19 protein-coding genes are annotated in these 19,204 nt (G+C 74.0%); 6 read left to right on the plus strand and 13 right to left on the minus strand.

The features are described from left to right. Positions 1–95 precede the first annotated feature (95 nt). Positions 96–656: a PPA1309 family protein gene (locus ACI1MP_RS15130; protein WP_189271028.1), complete on the plus strand. Its 561-nt coding sequence runs from the start codon at positions 96–98 to the stop codon at positions 654–656. Positions 657–773: 117 nt separating this feature from the next. Here the strand turns inward: ACI1MP_RS15130 and ACI1MP_RS15135 are convergent, their stop codons facing one another. The 4 genes from ACI1MP_RS15135 to ACI1MP_RS15150 all read right to left on the minus strand — a co-directional run bounded on the left by ACI1MP_RS15135 (position 774) and on the right by ACI1MP_RS15150 (position 3,950). After that, positions 774–1,853: a PDZ domain-containing protein gene (locus ACI1MP_RS15135; protein WP_404868842.1), complete on the minus strand. Its 1,080-nt coding sequence runs from the start codon at positions 1,851–1,853 to the stop codon at positions 774–776. A gap of 81 nt (positions 1,854–1,934) precedes the next feature. Further along, on the minus strand, positions 1,935–2,114 hold the full coding sequence (locus ACI1MP_RS15140; RefSeq protein WP_043915947.1) for a hypothetical protein: 180 nt from the start codon (positions 2,112–2,114) through the stop codon (positions 1,935–1,937). A 160-nt stretch (positions 2,115–2,274) separates the two neighbouring features. Next, on the minus strand, positions 2,275–2,715 hold the full coding sequence (locus ACI1MP_RS15145) for a molybdenum cofactor biosynthesis protein MoaE (protein WP_380342749.1): 441 nt from the start codon (positions 2,713–2,715) through the stop codon (positions 2,275–2,277). Between the two features lie 86 nt (positions 2,716–2,801). After that, positions 2,802–3,950 carry an NAD-dependent epimerase/dehydratase family protein gene (locus tag ACI1MP_RS15150; protein WP_100588086.1) on the minus strand — a complete coding sequence of 383 codons (1,149 nt, stop codon included), beginning with the start codon at positions 3,948–3,950 and terminating at the stop codon, positions 2,802–2,804. Positions 3,951–4,140: 190 nt separating this feature from the next. Here ACI1MP_RS15150 and ACI1MP_RS15155 point away from each other — a divergent pair, with 190 nt between their 5' ends. Both ACI1MP_RS15155 and ACI1MP_RS15160 read left to right on the plus strand, forming a co-directional pair. Then, the gene (locus ACI1MP_RS15155; RefSeq protein ID WP_404870805.1) at positions 4,141–5,682 is read left to right on the plus strand and encodes a zinc-dependent metalloprotease; all 1,542 of its coding nucleotides are present in this window, start codon (positions 4,141–4,143) and stop codon (positions 5,680–5,682) included. After that, positions 5,679–6,242 carry an NUDIX hydrolase gene (locus ACI1MP_RS15160; RefSeq protein WP_404868843.1) on the plus strand — a complete coding sequence of 188 codons (564 nt, stop codon included), beginning with the start codon at positions 5,679–5,681 and terminating at the stop codon, positions 6,240–6,242. Before ACI1MP_RS15155 ends, ACI1MP_RS15160 begins: the two co-directional genes overlap by 4 nt. 123 nt (positions 6,243–6,365) lie before the next feature. On the opposite strand, the gene ACI1MP_RS15165 is transcribed toward ACI1MP_RS15160, so the two are convergent. Next, the gene (locus tag ACI1MP_RS15165) at positions 6,366–7,025 is read right to left on the minus strand and encodes a M48 family metallopeptidase (protein ID WP_380342744.1); all 660 of its coding nucleotides are present in this window, start codon (positions 7,023–7,025) and stop codon (positions 6,366–6,368) included. A 243-nt stretch (positions 7,026–7,268) separates the two neighbouring features. Here ACI1MP_RS15165 and ACI1MP_RS15170 point away from each other — a divergent pair, with 243 nt between their 5' ends. Continuing rightward, positions 7,269–8,378 carry a ThiF family adenylyltransferase gene (locus tag ACI1MP_RS15170; protein ID WP_380342741.1) on the plus strand — a complete coding sequence of 370 codons (1,110 nt, stop codon included), beginning with the start codon at positions 7,269–7,271 and terminating at the stop codon, positions 8,376–8,378. A 353-nt stretch (positions 8,379–8,731) separates the two neighbouring features. After that, the gene (locus ACI1MP_RS15175; protein WP_380342738.1) at positions 8,732–10,075 is read left to right on the plus strand and encodes an ABC1 kinase family protein; all 1,344 of its coding nucleotides are present in this window, start codon (positions 8,732–8,734) and stop codon (positions 10,073–10,075) included. 112 nt (positions 10,076–10,187) lie between these two features. Here ACI1MP_RS15175 and ACI1MP_RS15180 read toward each other — a convergent pair whose 3' ends face one another. The 5 genes from ACI1MP_RS15180 to ACI1MP_RS15200 all read right to left on the minus strand — a co-directional run bounded on the left by ACI1MP_RS15180 (position 10,188) and on the right by ACI1MP_RS15200 (position 15,311). Continuing rightward, positions 10,188–11,261: an aminoglycoside phosphotransferase family protein gene (locus ACI1MP_RS15180; protein ID WP_380342735.1), complete on the minus strand. Its 1,074-nt coding sequence runs from the start codon at positions 11,259–11,261 to the stop codon at positions 10,188–10,190. A 236-nt stretch (positions 11,262–11,497) separates the two neighbouring features. Further along, on the minus strand, positions 11,498–11,908 hold the full coding sequence (locus ACI1MP_RS15185; protein WP_404868844.1) for a hypothetical protein: 411 nt from the start codon (positions 11,906–11,908) through the stop codon (positions 11,498–11,500). Further along, positions 11,905–12,270, minus strand: a complete 366-nt coding sequence (locus tag ACI1MP_RS15190) for a WhiB family transcriptional regulator (protein WP_369880316.1) — start codon at positions 12,268–12,270, stop codon at positions 11,905–11,907. Before ACI1MP_RS15190 ends, ACI1MP_RS15185 begins: the two co-directional genes overlap by 4 nt. A gap of 167 nt (positions 12,271–12,437) precedes the next feature. Next, entirely contained in the window at positions 12,438–12,854 is a 417-nt protein-coding gene (locus tag ACI1MP_RS15195; protein ID WP_152645275.1) for a hypothetical protein, read from the minus strand. A gap of 159 nt (positions 12,855–13,013) precedes the next feature. Next, positions 13,014–15,311 carry an ATP-dependent DNA helicase UvrD2 gene (locus ACI1MP_RS15200; RefSeq protein WP_369880317.1) on the minus strand — a complete coding sequence of 766 codons (2,298 nt, stop codon included), beginning with the start codon at positions 15,309–15,311 and terminating at the stop codon, positions 13,014–13,016. Positions 15,312–15,478: 167 nt separating this feature from the next. Between ACI1MP_RS15200 and ACI1MP_RS15205 the strand changes: the two genes are divergently transcribed. Beyond that, complete coding sequence (locus ACI1MP_RS15205; RefSeq protein ID WP_043915941.1) at positions 15,479–15,730, plus strand: mycoredoxin; 252 nt, start codon at positions 15,479–15,481, stop codon at positions 15,728–15,730. A 40-nt stretch (positions 15,731–15,770) separates the two neighbouring features. Here the strand turns inward: ACI1MP_RS15205 and ACI1MP_RS15210 are convergent, their stop codons facing one another. From ACI1MP_RS15210 to ACI1MP_RS15220, 3 genes are all read right to left on the minus strand, one after another. Beyond that, complete coding sequence (locus ACI1MP_RS15210; protein WP_189271037.1) at positions 15,771–16,550, minus strand: GntR family transcriptional regulator; 780 nt, start codon at positions 16,548–16,550, stop codon at positions 15,771–15,773. Positions 16,551–16,759: 209 nt separating this feature from the next. After that, positions 16,760–17,692, minus strand: coding sequence for an NAD(+) diphosphatase (nudC, locus tag ACI1MP_RS15215; RefSeq protein WP_380342728.1), 933 nt, complete (start codon positions 17,690–17,692; stop codon positions 16,760–16,762). Between the two features lie 68 nt (positions 17,693–17,760). Further along, complete coding sequence (locus tag ACI1MP_RS15220; protein ID WP_189271039.1) at positions 17,761–19,158, minus strand: dipeptidase; 1,398 nt, start codon at positions 19,156–19,158, stop codon at positions 17,761–17,763. Positions 19,159–19,204 lie beyond the last annotated feature (46 nt).

A 19,204-nucleotide genomic window follows, 5' to 3' on the forward strand; every position in this document is an offset into this window, starting at 1 on the left:
CCGGACTCCAGTGCAACTTAAACAGTCTTTACCGGAGTTCCCGGACACTGCGTCGGAGTTGGAGACGGCCCCCCCGAACATGTGAGGATGGCCCCATGTCCGACTCCCCTGACCTGACCAACGCCGCCTCCGGCATGCCCGCCGCCACCCCCCTCACCCGGGCCGCGCTGGAGATCGACGAGCACGCCGCGACCCTCGGCTGGGACAACCCCGCCCGCCTGTTCGCCCTGGTCGACAACGCCCAGATGCGCAAGGCCAACCCGCGGCTCGCCACGCAGCTCGGCCTGGACGAGAACCCGACCGGCCTCACCCCGGTCGAACAGGAGGAGATCCCCGCGGGCACCGAGCTCGACCGCTTCCTCGGCACCATCGCCTGGCCCGACGGCGTGGTCGGCTGCGCCCTGGTCGTCGAACGCCTGATGCTCCCGCCCGGCGCCGAGTCCTCCCGCCCGAAGAACGCCACCGAGCAGGAGATCAACGACTGGGTGGCCACCCACCCCCAGCGCCAGGAGGTCCGCATCACCGCCGCGGTCCTGCGCGACGGCGCCCGCGAGGTCGCCCTGCGCCTGCGCGAGAAGGACATCGCCCGCGAGGTCCTCACCGGCCCGGACCTCGTCCCCAACCTCACCCAGGCGCTGCTCGCGACGTTCCAGTAGGCGAAGGCCGGCGGGCGCGAAACCGGGGAGCGCACAGACCGGAGCGCCGGCAGCGGGCCGGGAGGTACATCCCACGTGCCCCTGGCTGTGCGCCTGTCCGCTGTCCGCGCTTCGCGCCTACTTGTTGCAGCTGGGCAGCGCCGCCTTGTCCCCGCTCCGGATGGAGTCGAGGGCCTTGACCGCCCCCGCCAGGTTGTCGACCTTGACCAGGGTGAGGCCGGAGGGCGTGCCCTTCGTCGCCTCCGAGCAGTTGTCGGCGGGGGTGAAGAAGTATTCGGCGCCCTTGTCGCGGGCGGCGATCAGCTTCATCTGGATGCCGCCGATCGGCCCGACCGTGCCGTCGTCGTCGATGGTGCCGGTGCCCGCCACGAACTTGCCGCCGGTGAGGTCCGTGGGGGTCAGCTTGTCGACGATGCCGAGCGCGAACATCAGGCCGGCGCTCGGGCCGCCGACGTCCTGCAGGCCGATGTCGATCTTGAACGGGTAGACGTGGTCGACGCCGGGCGTGATGCCGACGATGGCCCGGTCCTCGTCCGGGGCCTTGGCCGTGGTGATGGACACCTGCTCCTCGTCCGCCGGGTTCGGCGTCTGGCCGGCCTTGGCGTGCGGAACGACGGTGAAGACGGTGGTCTCGCCGGGCTTGTGCTTCGTCACCTGCTCGGCGACCTGGGTGCGGGTGGCGATCGGCACCCCGTCCACCGCGACGATCCGGTCGCCGGCGTGCAGCTTGCCCTCGGAGGGGGCCCCCGCGGTCACCGAGGAGACGATGATCTGCGTGGTGACCGGGATGTCCAGCTGCTTGAGGGCAGCGGTCTTCGCGCTGTCCTCGGAGGAGGCGAACTCCTCCGCGTTCTGCTGCTGGGCCTCCTGGTCGGTCTGGCCCTTCGGGTAGACGTTGTCGTGCGGCACCACCAGCACGTCGCCCCGCATCCAGCCGACGATCGCCGAGATCAGGCTGGGCTGGTAGTTCGCCCCGGTGACCTGGACCGTGGTCATGTTGAGGTGACCGCTGGTCGGGTAGGTCTCGCGCCCGGTGATGGTGATCACCGGGGTGCCGGTCTTGTCCTGCACGCCGAGGGTGTTGTACGTCGGCCCCGGGCTCATCTCGGTGAACGGCACCTTCATCAGGACCGAGGCACAGAGCAGGCCTATCAGCAGCAGGGTGGCGGCGAGCATCGTCGCCGATCGGCGTGGCATGGCACGACAGTACGGGAAGTCCGGGCCGCGATGCACCGCTCCGCGGCCCGCCGACGCGCCCCGCCGACGCCTCCCACCGGGCTACTTGCCGCCGGTGCGTCCGTTGCCGGTGCTGCGTTCCATCGCGGCACGGAAGCGTTCGTGCTCGGCGAGCGAGGACGGGTCGGTGATGGAGCGCGGCGGTCGTGCCGCCCATCCCGCCCACACCGAGGCCAGCAGTCCGGCCACCAAAGGAATGATCAACCAGGCAAGCGCAGCCATCTTCGAACTCCCCACAGGCTCGTCATGCGTATCAGCAGATTAACCGCCTACCGGGGGAACGGCGCGTGCGGTGTCCGAGTTACGGGACGGCGTGGCGCACGCACCGCTCCGAGATACCCCCGAACGGGGAACGAGCGGGGCACGGAGCGGACACGGGCGGTCAGCAGGAGCCCGCACCGACCCATTCCTCCTCGCCGTCCGCGAAAACCTGGTGCTTCCAGATGGGCACCTCGTGTTTGAGGTCGTCGATCAGCCGCCGCGAGGCCGCGAACGCCTCGCCGCGGTGCGGGCAGGAGACCGCGACGATCACCGCGACGTCGCCGATCTCCAGCCGACCGGTGCGGTGCACCGCCGCCAGCGCCCGGACCGGGAAGTCCGCGCAGATCTTCTCCGCGATCCGGCGCAGCTCTCGCACGGCGGTCGGATGGGCGCTGTACTCCAGCGCCGTGACCGCCTTCCCGCCGTCGTGGTCGCGCACCGTGCCGACGAACAGCGTGGTGCCGCCCGCCGCGTCGTCGCCGACCGCGGCGTGCACCTCGTCCAGGGAGAGCGGCGTCCCGCGGACGTCGAGCAGCCGGATCGGGTCGTGGTTCTCGGACATGGCCCCCATCATTGCGCACCCGGGAGCGGCGGCTGCAGAGATCCTCGCCCCGCAGGACCGACGGCCCGCGGGGCGAAGGGCGGCGGTCAGATCCGGCGGTGCTTGCGGGCCCGGCGGACCAGCGCCGCCGTGCCGATCAGCGCCACCGTGGCGCCGGCCGCGCCCAGGCTGGTGGCGGCCTCCTTGCCGCCCAGCCGGCGGCCGGCCACCGCGTGTTTGCCGGACACCTGGGCGAGCAGCTCGGCCAGCACCTCCTCGTTGGTGTGCTCGGGCCGCCAGCCCGCCTCGTGCAGCCGGCTGCCGGAGACCACCCACGGGTACATGGTGTAGGCGAGGTCGCCGGCCGGGGCCGGGGTCAGGCCGAGGCGGTGCAGACGGGCGGCGGTGCCCAGGGCCAGTGCGGCAGGCAGTTCCATCCGGCGGATCCCGGACAGCTCCTCCACGTCCTCCTGCTCCAGCCAGCCGTCGCAGCCGACCGTCACCTCGCCCTCGACCAGGCCGAGCGCCGCGTACTCCAGCGCCGAGGTCAGGTCGTCCAGGTGGCAGAACTGCCAGCACGGACGGGAGCCGGCCACCACCAGCAGGCGCGGGGCCTCGAAGTGGCGGGTCAGCACGGTGTCGATGCCCGGGCCGACCACCACGGCCGGGCGCAGCACGGTGATCTGCAGCCCGGGGTGGGCGCGCGGGGCGCGGCGGGCCAGGCGTTCGATCTCCAGCAGGTCGCCGACCAGCGAGGCCTCCTCGGTGGCCCGCAGCTCGGAGTCCTCGGCGAGCGGGACCTCGTTGTCGGCCAGTGCCCCGTAGACCATCGCGGAGGTGCACAGCACCACCCGGTGCACGCCGGCCGCCGCGGCGGCGGTCAGCACGGTCTGCGCGCCGCGCACGTTGTAGGCGCTGCGGGTGCGCGGGTCGGACTCCATGCCGAGGTCCATCGCGAGGTGCACCACCACGTCCACGCCGGCCAGCCGTTCGGCCACCGCCGGGTCGCGGACGTCCAGCACCCGCCAGTGCACGCCGGGGACCTCGCCGCGGCGGTCGTCCACCGCGAGCACCCGGCGCACGTGCGGGGACGCCACCAGGCGTTGGGCGACGCGTTCGCCGAGCACCCCCGCCGCGCCGGTGACGGCCACGGTGAGGGGCTTGCCGCCGTAGGCTGGAGACGGCGAACCGGCGTCGGCCGGCGCGTCCTCGCCCTCGGTCAGCCCAGAGCGAACGTCCGAAGGCGGGGAACTCACCGGCCATCCTCCACGGTTAGCTTAAGTGCGTGCGTACGAGTGTCACGCACTGTCCATCCTGCCCGAGGCTCAGCCCCCGCGGTGCACCCGGCGCGGTCGGCCGCGAGACCATTGAAACCGCCCGGAGCCTCCGGGCAGCAGAATTTCCCGCCACACCACCCGCGTGACGGCCGATCAGATCGAGGACCCCGTGAACGACCTCCCCTTCGGATTCGGCGTTCCCCCCGAGGAGCCCGAGGACGGCAAGAACAAGGGCAAGAAGGACGGCGAGCAGGGCGACTCGACCCCGCAGCAGCCGTTCGGCTTCGGCAACGGAAACCCGTTCGGGGCGCTGTTCGGCATGGGCGGCGCCGGCGGGGCGGGCGGCGACAACCCGTTCGCCGCGATGATGGGCGGCTTCAACCCCAACGACCTGGGCGCGGCGTTCCAGCAGCTCGGGCAGATGCTCTCGTTCGAGGGCGGCCCGGTGAACTGGGAGCTGGCCAAGAACATCGCCCGGCAGACCGTGGTCGCCGAGCAGCCCGAGGGGAAGACCAAGGACCGCTCGGTGGGCGCCGCCGAGCGCACCGCCGTCGTCGAGGCGGTCCGGCTGGCCGACCTGTGGCTGGACTCGGCGACCGAGTTCCCGTCCACCTCCTCGACGGCGGTGGCGTGGAGCCGCGCCGAGTGGATCGAGGCCACCCTGCCGGTCTGGAAGGACCTGGCGGACCCGGTCGCCGAGCGGGTCGGCAACGCCATGGGCGGCGTGCTGCCCGAGGAGATGCAGGCCATGGCCGGGCCGCTGATGGGCATGATGCGCTCCATGGGCGGTGCCATGTTCGGCACCCAGATCGGGCAGGCGCTCGGCGCGCTGGCCGCCGAGGTGCTCGGCTCCACCGACGTCGGCCTGCCGCTCGCCCCCGCCGGGAAGGCCGCGCTGCTGCCGCAGAACATCGCCGAGTTCGGCGAGGGGCTGAACGTGCCCGCCGAGGAGGTCCGGCTCTACCTGGCCCTGCGCGAGGCCGCCCACCAGCGGCTGTTCGCCCACGTGCCGTGGCTGCGGGCGCACCTGTTCGGCGCGGTCGAGGCGTACGCGCGCGGCATCAAGGTCGACACCTCGCGGATGGAAGAGCTGGTCGGCCAGCTCGACCCGAGCAACCCGGAGGCCCTCCAGGACGCGCTGGCCGGCGGCCTGCTGCAGCCCGAGGACACCCCCGAGCAGAAGGCCGCGCTGGCCCGGCTGGAGACCGCGCTGGCCCTGGTCGAGGGCTGGGTCGACGCCGTGGTGCACGCCGCCGCCACCCCGCACCTGCCGCACGCCGCCGCGCTGCGCGAGACGCTCCGCCGCCGCCGCGCCACCGGCGGCCCCGCCGAGCAGACCTTCGCCACCCTGGTCGGCCTGGAGCTGCGCCCCCGCCGCCTGCGCGACGCCTCCCGCCTGTGGGCCTCGCTCGCCGACGCCCGCGGCGTCGAGGGCCGCGACGCGCTGTGGAGCCACCCCGACATGCTGCCCACCGCCGCCGACCTGGACGACCCGGACGGCTTCGTGCACCGCGACACCACCGCCGAGACCGAGGGCGGCTTCGACTTCGACGCGCTGAACAAGCTGCTCGGCGAGGCCGCCGGCGGCACCGGCACCGGCACCGGCACCGGGAAGCCCGACCTGACCAAGGGCGACACCGGTTCCGCCTCCGGCGAGGACGCCCCCGGCAAGGACGGCTCCGAGGACGGTCGGGAGGGCGACGCCAAGTGACGTCGCTGCACACCGACGCCGTCCGTGCACTGACCGACTGGCAGCCCGACGGGGACGGCCAGCAGGAGCTGCGCCGCGACTACCTGGCGCACCTGGCGGCCCACCCCGACGGCCTGTGGCGGGCCTGCCTGCCCGGCCACATCACCGCCAGCGCGCTGGTGGTCGACCCGGCCGAGGGGCGGGTGCTGCTGACGCTCCACCCCAAGGTCGGGATGTGGCTGCAGATGGGCGGCCACTGCGAGCCCGGCGACGAAACGCTGGCCGCGGCGGCGCTGCGCGAGGCGGTCGAGGAGTCCGGCATCGCCGGGCTGGAGCTGCTCGCGGTCGACGGCCGCACCGCGCCGGTGAAGCTGGACCGCCACCACGTGCGCTGCCTGGGCAAGGACAAGCCGGAGAACATCCACCTGGACGTGCAGTACGTCGCGCTCGCCCCGGCCGGGGCGCGCGAGCTGATCAGCGAGGAGTCGCTGGACCTGCGCTGGTTCGGCTGGGAGCAGCTGCCCGCCGACACCGACCACTCGGTGCGCGACCTGGTGGCGCGGGCCCGGGCGCTGGTCTGAGACCACGCGCTCCCGACCCCTGCGGGGCCCGACGGGCCCGGCAGGGGTCGTCGCGCGTCCGGCGGGGGTCTTCACGTCCAGCGGGGGTCTTCACGTCCGGCTGGAGTCGGCGTCCGGCGGCGGTCAGGTGTTCCGGGCGCCGGGGATGTGCGGCAGGCGGGCGGCGGAGGCGACGCCCTCCAGGTAGCCGCGGGCCCGCTCGGTGCGCGGGTAGGCGTCCAGCAGCGCCCAGAACCGGGGGCCGTGGTCGGGCACCAGCAGGTGCGCGAGCTCGTGCAGCAGCACGTAGTCCACCACGTACTCGGGCATGCCCTGCAGGCGGTGGGAGAGCCGGATGGTGCGCTCGCTGGGGGTGCACGAGCCCCAGCGGGAGTTCTGGTTGGTCACCCAGCGGACCTGCTCGGGCTCGGCGCGGCCGCCCAGGTACAGCCGGGACAGTTCGGCGGCCCGGGCCTGCAGGGCCTCGTCGCCGAGCACTCGGCGCTTCTCCTGCGCGGCCAGTTTGTCGAGCATCTGCGCCACCCAGCGCTGCTCCTCGGCGTGCGACATCCGGGCCGGGATCAGCACCACCGTGCGGTCGCCCTCGCGGTAGGCGGAGACGGTGCGGCTGCGGCGGGCGCTGCGGCGGACCTCGACCTTGCTGCGGTCGAGGGCCCGTTCGGGGCCCCGGGCCCGTTCGGCCTCGGTGCTGGCATGCGCGCCGGGCGCCGCGACCGTGGATCCGGAGGCGGCCCGGGCACGCCGACGCGACGCCGACCGATGGGAGTCCCGTTCGGCTGCCATGGCACAGGACGTTACCCCGTCGCCGCGACAGAAGTCCGGCACCGAAGCGGCGCGGCCCCCGGTACCACCCGGGCGCGTTATCCACAGGCTGTGCACGGTGATGACCCGATAGTCGGCCCGGGCCTGTGGACAACGCGCTTCCCGGTACGGGAAGTCGGGGGCAAGCTGCGGTCACCAGTTGATCCGACGCCCCGACCGGAGCCTTCGACCAGGACGCCGGAGACCGACGCTTGGAGGACCGACATGCGCCCCGTGATCAAGCCCGCCCTGTCCCGGCTCTGGCGGGAGAAGCAGACCCTGCAGTTCGGCACCGTCCGACGGCACGCCCGGCTGATCGAGGGCGTCGACCGCAGGCTCGCCCTGTTCCTGGAACTCATCGACGGCACCCGGGACGGCCCCTCGGTGGTCACCGCCGGGCAGCGGCTCGGCCTGAGCGCCGAGTACTGCCAGGGCATGCTCGACTCGCTCGCCCACAGCGAGCTGCTGGACGACGCCAAGGCCCTGCACGACGTGCTGGAGCTGTACCCGGCCGCCCGCGGCGAGCTGCTCGGCCCCGAGCTCTCCTCGCTGTCCCTGGTGCACCCCGCGCCCGGCGAGGCCGCCGCCGTGCTGCGCGGCCGGGCCCGGGCCCGGGTCGAGGTGCGCGGCGCCGGGCGGGTCGGCGCGGCCGTCGGCACCGCGCTGGCCGCCGGCGGCATCGGCGAGGTCGCGGTGCTCGACCGCGGCCGGGTCGCCGCCCGGGACTGCGCACCCGGCGGCTTCCCGCCCTCCGACATCGGGCGCCTGCGCGCCACCGCCGCCCGCGAGTTGGTGCACCGCGCCACCGGCGCCCCGGTCGGCGAGCGGTACCGCCGGCCGCCCGCCACTCCCCCGCCGCCCACCCTGGTGGTGCTCGCCCCGCGGGACGGCTCCGCCGCGTACACCGGTGCCGCCGTCGACGCCCAGGAGCTGATGCGGGCCGGCATCCCGCACCTGTACACCGGGGTGCTCGAACACCTCGGCGTGGTCGGCCCGTTGGTCGTCCCCGGCGCCTCCGCCTGCGGCAGCTGCGCCACCCTGGCCCGGCGGGACCAGGACGAGGCCTGGCCCCGGCTGCTCGCCCAGCTGATCGACGAGGGCCCCGGCCGGCCCCGTGCCCCGGCCTGCGACGGCGCGGTCGCGGCCTCGGTCGCCGGGCTCGCCGCGCTGCACGTCCAGCTGTACCTGGACGGGGTTCTGCCGCCGAGTGTGGACGGCTGGTGCGAACTGTCCGCCGCCGACGGCATGGTGCGCCGGCTGCGGCTGCGCAGCCACCCCGACTGCGGTTGCCTGTGGCAGTCCGGCACGCCCCGCCAAACGGGCACAATGGCCTAGGACATGCCTTCGGGTCCGTCCGGCGCAACCCCGCCGATCCATCCGCACGCCCTGCCCGGTGCACCGCCTCCGGAGCGCGCGGGTCCCGGCGGGGAGGGGCGCCGGGCGGCCCCCGGGAGTCCGCGCACCACCGCCGGCGGGGGCCGCCGGTCGGTCCGGCTGATCTGGAGGTCCGGTGAGCGATCTACCGCGCAAGGCAGTGACCGGCACGGCGCGACCGGTCGCCCGCCCGCGCCCGGCCGCGGCCTCGCGGCGTGCGACGACGGCGGGTCGGGCGGCGACAGGTCGGGCAACGGCCTGCCGGGCGACGGCGGCCGACGCCGCCGTCCGCTCGGCCCGGACGGAGGTGGCCGATGTCTGAGATGCCGCGCAAGGCGGTCTCCCGGACGGCCCGACTGGCCGCCCTGCCGCTGAGCTTCGCCGGTCGCGCCACGCTGGGCCTGGGCAAGCGGCTCGGCGGACGGCCCGCAGAGGAGGTCGCGGCCGAGCTGCAGGCCCAGACCGCCGAGCAACTCTTCGCCACGCTCGGCAAGTTGAAGGGAGGGGCGATGAAGTTCGGGCAGGCCATGTCGGTCTTCGAATCGGCCCTCCCGGAGGACGTGGCGGGCCCCTACCGGGCCGCGCTGACCAAGCTCCAGGACTCCGCCCCGGCGATGCCGACCCGCACCGTGCACTCCGTACTGGCCTCCGACCTGGGCGACGACTGGGCGGCCAACTTCCGCTCCTTCTCCGACCAGCCGTCCGCCGCCGCCTCCATCGGCCAGGTGCACCGCGCCGTCTGGCAGGACGGCCGGGACGTCGCGGTCAAGATCCAGTACCCGGGCGCGGGCGAGGCCCTGCTCAGCGACCTCGGCCAACTCGCCCGGCTGGCCAGGATGCTGGGCCCGCTGATCCCCGGGGTGGACATCAAGCCGCTGATCGCCGAGCTCCGCGAGCGGGTCACCGAGGAGCTCGACTACCGGCTGGAGGCCGAGTCGCAGCAGCTGCACGCCCAGGAGTTCGCCGACGACGCCGACATCCGGGTGCCCCGGGTGGTCGCCCAGTCCGGGCGGGTGCTGGTCACCGAGTGGCTGGACGGCAAGCCGCTCTCCCAGGTCATCTCCGACGGCACCCGGACGGAGCGCGACCGGGCCGGCCAGCTGCTCGCCCGCTTCCTGTTCGCCGGCCCGGCCCGCACCGGCCTGCTGCACGCGGACCCGCACCCCGGCAACTTCCGACTCGTCAAGACCGGCCGGGCCGCCTCCAGTTGGCAGCTCGGCGTGCTCGACTTCGGCACCGTCGACCGCCTCCCCGGCGGCCTGCCCCGCCCGATCGGCACCTCCCTGCGGCTCGCCCTGGCGGGCGACGCCGGCGCCGTCTACGAGCTGCTCGAGCAGGAGGGCTTCGTCCGCCCCACCATCTCGCTCGACCCGGACGCGGTGCTCGACTACCTGGTGCCGATCATCGAACCCACCCGCGCCGAGCAGTTCACCTTCAGCCGCGAGTGGATGCGCACCCAGGCCGCCCGGATCGCCGACCCGCGCTCCCCCGCCTACAACCTCGGCAAGCAGCTCAACCTCCCGCCCTCCTACCTGTTGATCCACCGGGTCACCCTCTCCACCATCGGCGTGCTCTGCCAGCTCGGCGCGACCGTCCGTCTGCACGACGAACTCCTCCGCTGGCTGCCCGGCTTCGCCGAGGACGAGGGCGCCCGGTGAGCCGCTGAAGGGGGCGGTGCGGGTGACGTGGAGCGTCCGCACCGGGAACAGCCGTTCCCGGTGCGGTTCCTGATGGTCGGGGAGGGCGAGGAGGACGGCCGGCGGGCGGCGGTCAGGGGCGCTCGCTCGGCAGCGGCCCCGCGGTGGGCCAGGCGATGCGGGCGCGGGTGGCGAGGGTCGCACAGAACCGGCCGAAGACCGGGAGGGCGGTGTCCGCGTCGGCGAGCGCGGCCACGGCCCGGAGGCGGTGCAGCACGCGGCGGCGGGCGGTGGCGTTGCCCCAGGTCCAGTCCGCGTGCTGCATGCGGGCGAGCTGGTCGGCGGTGCCGCGTTGGGCCTTCGGAACGAGGGCGTCGCCACGCAGCAGCCAGCCCACGCAGGCGTCGGCGAGGTCGGCGGGGGTAGGGGCGGCGGTGCCGGTGGCGGCGCGCCAGGCGGCCCGGTAGGCCGCCTCGGCCTCGGCCAGCACGGCGGCAGGCGCGGCGGTGGAGCACCAGCAGGTGGGGAAACCGATCCGCAGGTAGGCGAATTCGGCCGCGCCCGGGCCGAGCGAGGACTGCTCGAAGTCGACGAACCGGACGCCGTCCGCGGTGTGCAGGTCGTTGCCGGGGCAGGGGTCGCCGTGCAGCAGGGCGTGCCGGACGGGGACGGCCGACAGCCGGGCGAGCAGCGCCTCGGCCTCGGCGCGGGCGCCGGGCGGGGCGGGGACGTCGAGGGTGCGGGCCAGCGCCAGGAAGCAGCCGAGGTCGCGCCCGGTCGGGCCGGTCCAGGCGGGTATGTCGGTGGCGGGCGCCGTCCCGGCGAGGTCGTCGAGATCGGCAGGGGCGCTCGCGTGCAGCCCGGCCAGCGCGGTGGCGTAGTCGACCTGCCAGTCCGGGCCGGGGGTGCGGTCCGCCACGCGTTCCAGCACCAGCATGCGGGCCGCCGGGTCGGCGCCGAGCAGCGCGGGCACCACGGGGCGGCCGGTGCGGCCGGCCCTCCTGGCGGCGAGGCCCAGCGCGGCCGCCTCGCGGGCGAAGCGGTCGTCGGCCCCGGGCGAGTCGACCAGTTGCTTCACCACCACCTGGGCGCCGGAGAGTTCGGCCCGCCAGACCCGGGAGCGCGGGCTGCTGACCAGGCGGCGGACCTTGCGCGGCCGGCCGAGTTCGGCGCGCAGCCGCTCGCCGAGCGGGAGAGAGGACCACATGCGGGTCATCCTTCCACGACCTGTTCGACCCTCGAACGCCAGTACTGGCCCCCGAAGTTGGGCGGCATGGATCCGCCGGGAGCGGGCAGGCGTGGCCCGGGGCCGAAAGCCCGGTCCGGCGGCGGCCGGACCGGAACGCGCCGATGGCCGGCTCCCCGGCGGGGAGTCGGCCATCGGCGTTCAGGGGTGTGTCACCGGCGTGGGCGCGGGGCCGGCCGGCGGGGGTGGAGCATCCGTCACATCAGGGCGACGGCAAGGGCCTTGCGGGCGCGCAGGGAGGCCTGCTCGGCCTTGCGACGCAGTCGCGTCGCGCGCATCACCCGCAGGCCGAGGCGTTGTTCCTCGGCCTCGTGGAGGCGTTCCTGCATATGCGCACGGGCCAGGGATTCTTGGAGGAGATTCATCTCGAGGGTCCTGTTCTGGATCTGAAGTTCGGTGGTCTGCTCGGAGCGGACGGTCGGATCGATGCCGGCGGGGTTCATGTGGTGGTCCTGCTCGTGGTACGTAGTCGGGAAGGGACGGGAGAGTTCGGCGTCGGCCTTGGCGGCCGCGAGGCGTACCGAGTCGCGCAGGGCGGTGTCCAGCGGGGGCTGCTCTCCCCGGCGGACGGCTGCGCCTTCGGTGCGATTCCTGGCTGCGGGGTTCACGCCATGACCTCGGTCTTGCGCGGGCGGCCACGGGGACGCTTGCGGGCGACGACGACGCCCTGGACGAAGAGCTCGCCACCCCAGACGCCCCAGGGCTCGCGGCGCTCCAGCGCACCGGTGAGACAGGCGGCCTTGACGGGGCAGGTGCCACACAGCGACTTGGCGTACTCGACGTCGGCGGGCGTCTCCGCGAAGAAGACCTCCGGGTCGAAGGCCCGGCACGGAATGGGGAGCCCGAGCGAGTCAGCCTCGTCGATGGCGGTGAGCTGCATGAGTGTTACCTCCGGGGGGTCGGCCTGGTCGGCCTTGATGGTCTTGTCGGGTACGGACGGGAGGGGCGGCGGCGTGATGACCGTGGACACTGTGGTCTTCCTCGTCTTCTTGGTGGATCCGGCCGGCTCGTTGTGCGAGTTCGGCCGGAGGCCCCGTGGGGCCTGGGTGGGTCGTGCGTACCGGACAAAACAGAAGGGCCGCGGAACCCGGTTGCTGGGTTTCCGCGGCCCTGGAGGCACCGCCCTGACGGGTTGCGTCAGGGTCGTTCGCTCCAGGGTCCAGGCCCGCGGAAAGCCTGCTTCCGGACGGCTGCGGCGCCGTCAACGGCGGCCGCGGCCAGAATGATCTGCTGCTCCTGCTCGACTCCGGCACCGACGACGGCCGCATAGCGCCCATGGGCTGCTTCTGCTGCTACTGCCTTCGGTGCCTTGGTCGGTCGCTCATCGGACAGCGAGACGCCGTCGACGAACATCGCCCAGTCACGGGACGTACCCGCCTCGACACGGGTGCCCTCAGCATTGCCACGACCACTGACAAGGCAGTGCTCGGCAACCAGCAGGACTCCGGCGTTGCCGCCGGCCACGTCGAGACCCAGACCCGGCACGAGGACGCGCGCGGGCATGGCGAGGGTGGACATCGGGTCGGTCATTTTGGTGATCGTCTTCGTCGACACTGAACTCGCCTCCTCTCGGCGTCTCGCGGTGCCCAGTCCCCCGGGCTCCGATATCTGGTTGGTGGTCAGCGCACGCAGAAACAAGCCCTCTGCGAGCGTTGCGGTCTCGTCCCCTTGACCGCTCCGGCAGGCTATTGCGCCGTACATGCGGCGCGCAAACTATTTTTCCGGCGAGTTCTCCGGTGAGTTCTCGGCCTGCTCGGCGGCCTCGTCCCCGGGTGAGTCCTGCGCCTGCTCCCCGTCGGGCTCCCCCACGAGCTCCGGACTCTCCCCCGCACACAACAAGAGCACGTCCGCGCCGTACTTGTCCAGCTTCATGGCGCCCACTCCGGAGATCCGGGAGAGCTCCGCGACGCTGCTCGGCACGTCCTCCGCGATGGCCGTCAGGGTGGCGTCGGTGAACACCACGTAGGCCGGGACGCTCTGCTCCTTGGCGCGGGCCGAGCGCCACTCGCGCAGCCGCTCGAACAGCGCCTCGTCCATCGTGGACGGGCAGCCCTCGCAGCGGCGGAGCTTGCGCTCGACGGCGTCGGTCAGGGTGCGGTCGCAGACCCGGCACTTGACCGGGCCGCGCACTCGGCGCGCGGCCGAGCGCTCCGCGCCGGGCTCGACGCCCCCGCGCCCGCCGCGGGTGCGCGTGCCGGGGCCGGACGAGCCGGGGCGCAGGCCGTCCAGGAAGCGGGTGGGCTTGCGGGAGGCGCGGCCGCCCGGCGAGCGGGACAGCGACCAGGAGAGGGTGAGGAAGCGCCGGGCCCGGGTGACCCCGACGTACAGCAGGCGGCGCTCCTCCTCGACCTGTTCGTCGGTCTTGGCGTAGATGATCGGCAGCGTGCCCTCGCTCAGGCCGACCAGGAACACCGCGTCCCACTCCAGGCCCTTGGCGGCGTGCAGCGAGGCCAGCGTGACGCCCTCGACGGCGGGGGCGTGCTGGGCGGCGGCCCGGGCGTCGAGCTCGGCGACGTACGCCGCGAGGTCGGCGCGCTCGCCGGCGGCGGCGCGGGCGGCCTCGAACTCCTCGGCGAGCCGGACCAGCGCGTTCAGCGACTCCCAGCGCTCGCGGACCGCGCCGGAGCCGGCCGGGGCGGTGGCGGAGAAGCCGCGGGTGGCGAGCACCGCGCGGACCTGGGCGGCGAGGTCGGGCGCGCCGGCGGTGAGCGGGTCGTCGGCGGCCCGGGCGGCGCCCTTGAGCAGCACCCCGGCCTCCCGGACCTCGGGCCGCTCGAAGAACCGCTCGGCGCCCTTGAGCTGGTAGGAGATGCCGAGGTCGGCGAGCGCCTGCTCGTACACCTCGGACTGGCTGTTGGTGCGGAACAGCACGGCGATCTCGCTGGCCCGCACGCCGGTGCCGAGCAGGTCGCGGATCAGCCGCGCGGTGGACTCGGCCTCGGTCGGCTCGTCCTGGTACTCGCGGTAGACCGGCTCGGGGCCGGCCTCGCGCTGGGAGATCAGCTCCAGGCGGTGCTGGGCGGCCTGGCCGCGGGCCTGCGAGAGCAGCCCGTTGGCCAGGTGCACGACCTGCGGGGTGGAGCGGTAGTCGCGCACCAGCTTGACCACCGTCGCCGCGGGGTGGCGCTGGCGGAAGTTCAGCAGGTAGTCGGGGGTGGCGCCGGTGAAGGAGTAGATGGTCTGGCTGGCGTCGCCGACCACGCAGAGGCTGGCGCCGCCGTCGCCGCCCGTCCACTGCTCCAGCAGGCGCTGCTGGAGCGGGGAGACGTCCTGGTACTCGTCGACGGTGAAGTGGCGGTACTGGGAGCGGACCTGGGCGGCGATCTCCGGCCGGTCCTCCAGGATGGCGGCGGTGAGCAGCAGCACGTCCTCGAAGTCGATCAGGCCGCGCTGGCGCTTGGTCTCCTCGTAGGCGGCGTAGACCCGGGCGATCTCGGCCGGGTCGCGCGGGGCCTCGCGGGCGGACTTGGCGACCGCGGCCGGGTAGTCGTCGGGGACGACCTGGGTGACCTTGGCCCACTCGACCTCGGCGGTCAGGTCGCGCAGTTCGGTGCGCTGGACGCGCAGGCCGCTGCGACCGGCCGCCTCGGCGACCAGCTGGACCTTGCGCTCCAGCAGCCGGGGCACGTCGCCGCCGATGGCGCGCGGCCAGAAGTACTGGAGCTGGCGCAGCGCGGCGGAGTGGAAGGTGCGGGCCTGGACGCCCTCGGCGCCGAGCTGGCGCAGCCGGCCGCGCATCTCGCCGGCGGCGCGGGCGGTGAAGGTGACGGCGAGGACCTGCGCGGGGTGGTAGACGCCGCTGCGCACGCCGTAGGCGATCCGGTGGGTGATGGCCCGGGTCTTGCCGGTGCCGGCGCCGGCCAGCACGCAGACCGGGCCGTGCAGGGCGGTGGCCACGGCGCGCTGTTCGGGGTCGAGTCCGGCCAGCACGGCGTCCGCTCCGAGGGGGGCGAAGCCGTCGGGGCCGTGCTGCTGGCTGGGGCCGCCGAGGCCGGGGAGGTCATCCTGCATGCCTTCCATCCTCGCAGGCGCGCCGGACAGTCCGGACGGTGTTGTCCACAGCCCGGCCAGGATGATCGGATCGTCCCACTGTTGTCCGTCCCGGAATGGCGGCGGCCCTTCGGACGTTTGATCCGTGGGCTGCCCGCCCAGTCCGTCGACCGAAGGAGTCCCTCACCATGTCCGGCACCGTCACGATGTACAGCACGACCTGGTGCGGCTACTGCAACCGCCTCAAGAGCCAGCTGGACCGCGAGGGCATCGCCTACACCGAGATCAACATCGAGCAGGACCCGTCCTCGGCGTCCTACGTGGAGTCGGTGAACGACGGCAACCAGACGGTGCCGACGGTCGTCGTGGTCGGCGCCTCCGGCGAGCAGAGCGTGATGACCAACCCGAGCCTGCGCCAGGTCCAGGCCGCGCTGGTCTGACCACCCGAGGGACGGCCCGGCGGCCGGGCCCCGCTCCGACTCAGTCGGCCGGGGCCCGGTCGCCGAGTTCGTAGAGCAGCCGGGCCCGGTCGGCGGCGTAGCGGGTCTCCACCACCCGGATCGGGCCGCGCCGGTCGCGGGTGACGCGGGTGTTGACCAGCAGCGGCACGCCCGGGCCGAGTTCGAACCAGGCGGCTTCGGCGGGGTCGGGCATCCGGGCGGTGAGGTGGTCGGTGGCGGCGGTCTCGGTGCGGCCGAGGTCGGCCAGCGTCCGCTCGTCGCCGCCGGGGGCGGGCAGGTCCTCCATCAGCGCGGTGCCGGCGGCCAGTCCGGGCCGGTAGTGGCTGTCCTCGATGGCGTACGGCTCCTGGGCGACGCGGCAGAGCTGACGGCGCATCATGACGCTGTCCTCGGGCCGGAGGCCGAGCCAGTCGGCGATGTCGCGGCGGGCCCGGACGGCCCACACCTCGTACTCGAAGCTGAGGTCCACCCCGGCCGCGCGGGCCTCGGCGGCGTACTCCGCGCCGCCCATCGGCAGGGCGCCGCGGCGGTGCGGCCGGGTGTAGACCCGGTGGTCGTACCGGGAGCGCCGGCGCAGGTAGGTGCCCTTGCCCTGGACGCGCACCACCCGGCCCTCGTTGACCAGGACGTCGACGGCGAGGCGGACGGTGTTGCGGGCCACCCCGTACTGCTGTTCCAGGTCGCTCTCGACGGGGAGCCGGCCGTCGCCGTCCCACTCGCCGGAGTCGATGCGGTGGCGAAGGTCGGCGGCGAGGCGCTGGTACTTGGGCGGGGTCGCGGCGGCGCGGGGATTCGTCACGCGAGCGAATGTAGTCAGGCCGTTTGTGGCATTTCAGCGGAACCCGGCAACACCGGCCGGGGCGCTGTTCGGAACACCCCGGCGATTCCGCCCCACCGGGTTCGAACACTTCCGGTCGGCGGAGCGGGACCCGGCGAGTCGGCCGGGTCGGCCGGTAGCACCGCAGGGGCGCGCGGAATGCTCCGCGCGCCCCTGCGGTGACCGTTCGCTCACCAGCGGGCGGCCGCCGGCAGCGGTTCGCCGTACCAGATCTCGACCAGGTACCGGGCGATCGAGATGCCGGACGGCGGCAGGATCTCGCCGGCCGCCATGCCCGCCCGCAGTTCCTCCCGGGTGAACCAGCGGGCCTCGGACAGCTCCTCGCCGTCCACGGTGATCCCGGTGCCGTCCGGGTGGGCCCGGCCGAGGAAGCCCAGCATCAGGCTGGACGGGAACGGCCAGGGCTGGCTGGCCACGTACTCGACCTCGGCGACCCGGACGCCGGCCTCCTCGAACACCTCGCGGCCGACCGTCTGCTCGATCGACTCGCCGGGCTCGACGAACCCGGCCAGCGTGGACCAGCGGCCCTCCGGCCAGAGCGCCTGACGGCCCAGCAGGCAGCGGTCCTCGCCGTCGGTGATCAGCATGATCACCGCCGGGTCGGTGCGCGGGTAGTGCTCGGCCGCACAGGAGGTGCAGCGGCGCAGGTGGCCGGCCCCGGCCTTCTCGGTGCGGTGGCCGCACCGGGAGCAGAAGGTGTGCAGCCGGTGCCAGTGCTCCAAGGCGACCGCGTGCACCAGCAGCCCCGCGTCCCGGTCGGAGAGCGAGCCGCCGACCTCCCGCAGCCCGGCCGGGCGGGCGTCGCCGTCCAGTCGGCCGGGCAGCGACTCGCAGTCCAGCGCGAAGTGGTGGACGCCGTCGTCGTCGGTGCCCAGGAAGTACCGGTCGCCGCTCTGCGGGGCCTCGAAGGAGGGCAGCAGCACCAGTTCGGTGCCGCTGCCGGTGTCCACCACGAACGCCTCCCCGCCGGCGATCGGCAGCACCTTGGTGGTGGGGTGGCTCCAGGCCGCGGCCAGCCACGGCTCGTCCAGCCGGCGGTGCGCCGCCCGGTCCACCCCCGCGTGGGCCAGCGCGAGGTGCTTCGTGTCAGGGGCGCTGCTCAAACTCGTCCATCCCCGTTCGCTTCGGTAGGGCAGGTGCGGCAGGTGCGGTGTCGGTTCGGGACGGGCGCTCACGGCCGGAAGTTCTCCGCGAGGTCGCCCCACAGGTACGCGGAGGTCTCGACGCCCTTGCGGAGCAGGTCGAGCTCCACCTTCTCGTTGATGGAGTGCCAGCCGTCCGAGGGCACCGAGATGCCCAGGAACAGCACCGGCGCGCCCAGCACGTCCTGCAGGTCGGCGGCCGGTCCGGAGCCGCCCTCACGGGTGAACAGGATCTTCTGTTCGAAGGCCCGGCCCATCGCCCGGACGGTGGACTGCAGGGCGGGGTGGTCCAGCGGCGTCAGGCACGGGCGGGTCGCTCCGGGGAAGACGACCTCGTACCGGATGCCCGCCGGGACCTGCTCGGAAACCCAGGCGGCGACGGACTCCCGGACCTTCTCCACCTCCATGCCGGCGACCAGCCGGAAGGACAGCTTCAGGTGCGCCTCGGCCGGGACGATGGTCTTGCCGCCGGGGCCGGTGTAGCCGCCCCAGATGCCGTTGACCTCGGCGGTCGGCCGGGCCCAGACCCGCTCCAGGGTGCTGTAGCCGGCCTCGCCCTGGGTGCCGTACGACTTGGCGACCTTCAGCCACTGCGCCTCGTCGAAGGGCAGTTCGGCGAACAGCGCCCGCTCCTCGTCGGTGAGTTCGACGATGCCGTCGTAGAAGCCGGGCACCGCGACCCTGCGGTCCTCGTCGTGCAGGCCGGCGGCGAGCGCGGCGGCCACGTCGGCCGGGTTGGGGACGGCGCCGCCGAACGAGCCGGAGTGGATGTCGCTGTCCGGGCCGTACAGGTCGATCTGGCAGTCCGCCAGGCCGCGCATGCCGGTGCACACGGTCGGGGTGGTCTCGGACCACATGCCGGTGTCGGAGATGATCACCACGTCGGAGGCGAGCCGGTCGGCCTCGCGGCGCACCAGGGCGGCGAAGTTCGGCGAGCCGGACTCCTCCTCGCCCTCGATCAGCAGCTTGAGGTTGACGGCCGGCGCGGTGCGGCCGGTGGCGGCGAGGTGGGCGCGCACGCCGAGGGTGTGGAAGAAGACCTGGCCCTTGTCGTCGGCGGCGCCGCGCGCGTACAGCCGGCGGCCGATCACGGTGGGTGTGAACGGCTCGGTGTCCCAGCCGTCCTCCTTGGCGGCGGGCTGCACGTCGTGGTGGCCGTAGACCAGCACGGTCGGCGCGCCCTCGTCGCCGGACGGCCACTCGGCGAAGACCGCGGGCAGCCCGTCCGTCTCCCACACCTCGGCGACCGGGAAACCGGTCGCACGCAGCTTCTCGACCAGCCACTCGGCGGAGCGGCGGACCTCTCCGGCCCGGCCGGGGTCGGCGGAGACGGAGGGGATGCGCAGCCAGTCGGCGAGCTCGGCCAGGAAGGCGTCCTCGTGCTGGTCGATGAAGGAGCGGACGGCGCTGTCCGGGGTTTTCGTCATACGGCCGACTTTAGTTCGCCCGGACGGGTCCGTGCCCACGGCCCAC

This window comes from Kitasatospora griseola (assembly GCF_044999035.1).
In the GTDB taxonomy this organism is placed as follows: domain Bacteria; phylum Actinomycetota; class Actinomycetes; order Streptomycetales; family Streptomycetaceae; genus Kitasatospora; species Kitasatospora griseola.

Bases quoted from the DNA above. Each gene is read 5' to 3' on its own strand.
- ACI1MP_RS15130 (WP_189271028.1), top strand. From the start codon at position 96: ATGTCCGACTCCCCTGACCTGACCAACGCCGCCTCCGGCATGCCCGCC.
- ACI1MP_RS15135 (WP_404868842.1), bottom strand. From the start codon at position 1,853: ATGCCACGCCGATCGGCGACGATGCTCGCCGCCACCCTGCTGCTGATA.
- ACI1MP_RS15140 (WP_043915947.1), bottom strand. From the start codon at position 2,114: ATGGCTGCGCTTGCCTGGTTGATCATTCCTTTGGTGGCCGGACTGCTG.
- ACI1MP_RS15145 (WP_380342749.1), bottom strand. From the start codon at position 2,715: ATGTCCGAGAACCACGACCCGATCCGGCTGCTCGACGTCCGCGGGACG.
- ACI1MP_RS15165 (WP_380342744.1), bottom strand. From the start codon at position 7,025: ATGGCAGCCGAACGGGACTCCCATCGGTCGGCGTCGCGTCGGCGTGCC.
- ACI1MP_RS15170 (WP_380342741.1), top strand. From the start codon at position 7,269: ATGCGCCCCGTGATCAAGCCCGCCCTGTCCCGGCTCTGGCGGGAGAAG.
- ACI1MP_RS15175 (WP_380342738.1), top strand. From the start codon at position 8,732: ATGTCTGAGATGCCGCGCAAGGCGGTCTCCCGGACGGCCCGACTGGCC.
- ACI1MP_RS15180 (WP_380342735.1), bottom strand. From the start codon at position 11,261: ATGTGGTCCTCTCTCCCGCTCGGCGAGCGGCTGCGCGCCGAACTCGGC.
- ACI1MP_RS15200 (WP_369880317.1), bottom strand. From the start codon at position 15,311: ATGCAGGATGACCTCCCCGGCCTCGGCGGCCCCAGCCAGCAGCACGGC.
- ACI1MP_RS15205 (WP_043915941.1), top strand. From the start codon at position 15,479: ATGTCCGGCACCGTCACGATGTACAGCACGACCTGGTGCGGCTACTGC.
- ACI1MP_RS15220 (WP_189271039.1), bottom strand. From the start codon at position 19,158: ATGACGAAAACCCCGGACAGCGCCGTCCGCTCCTTCATCGACCAGCAC.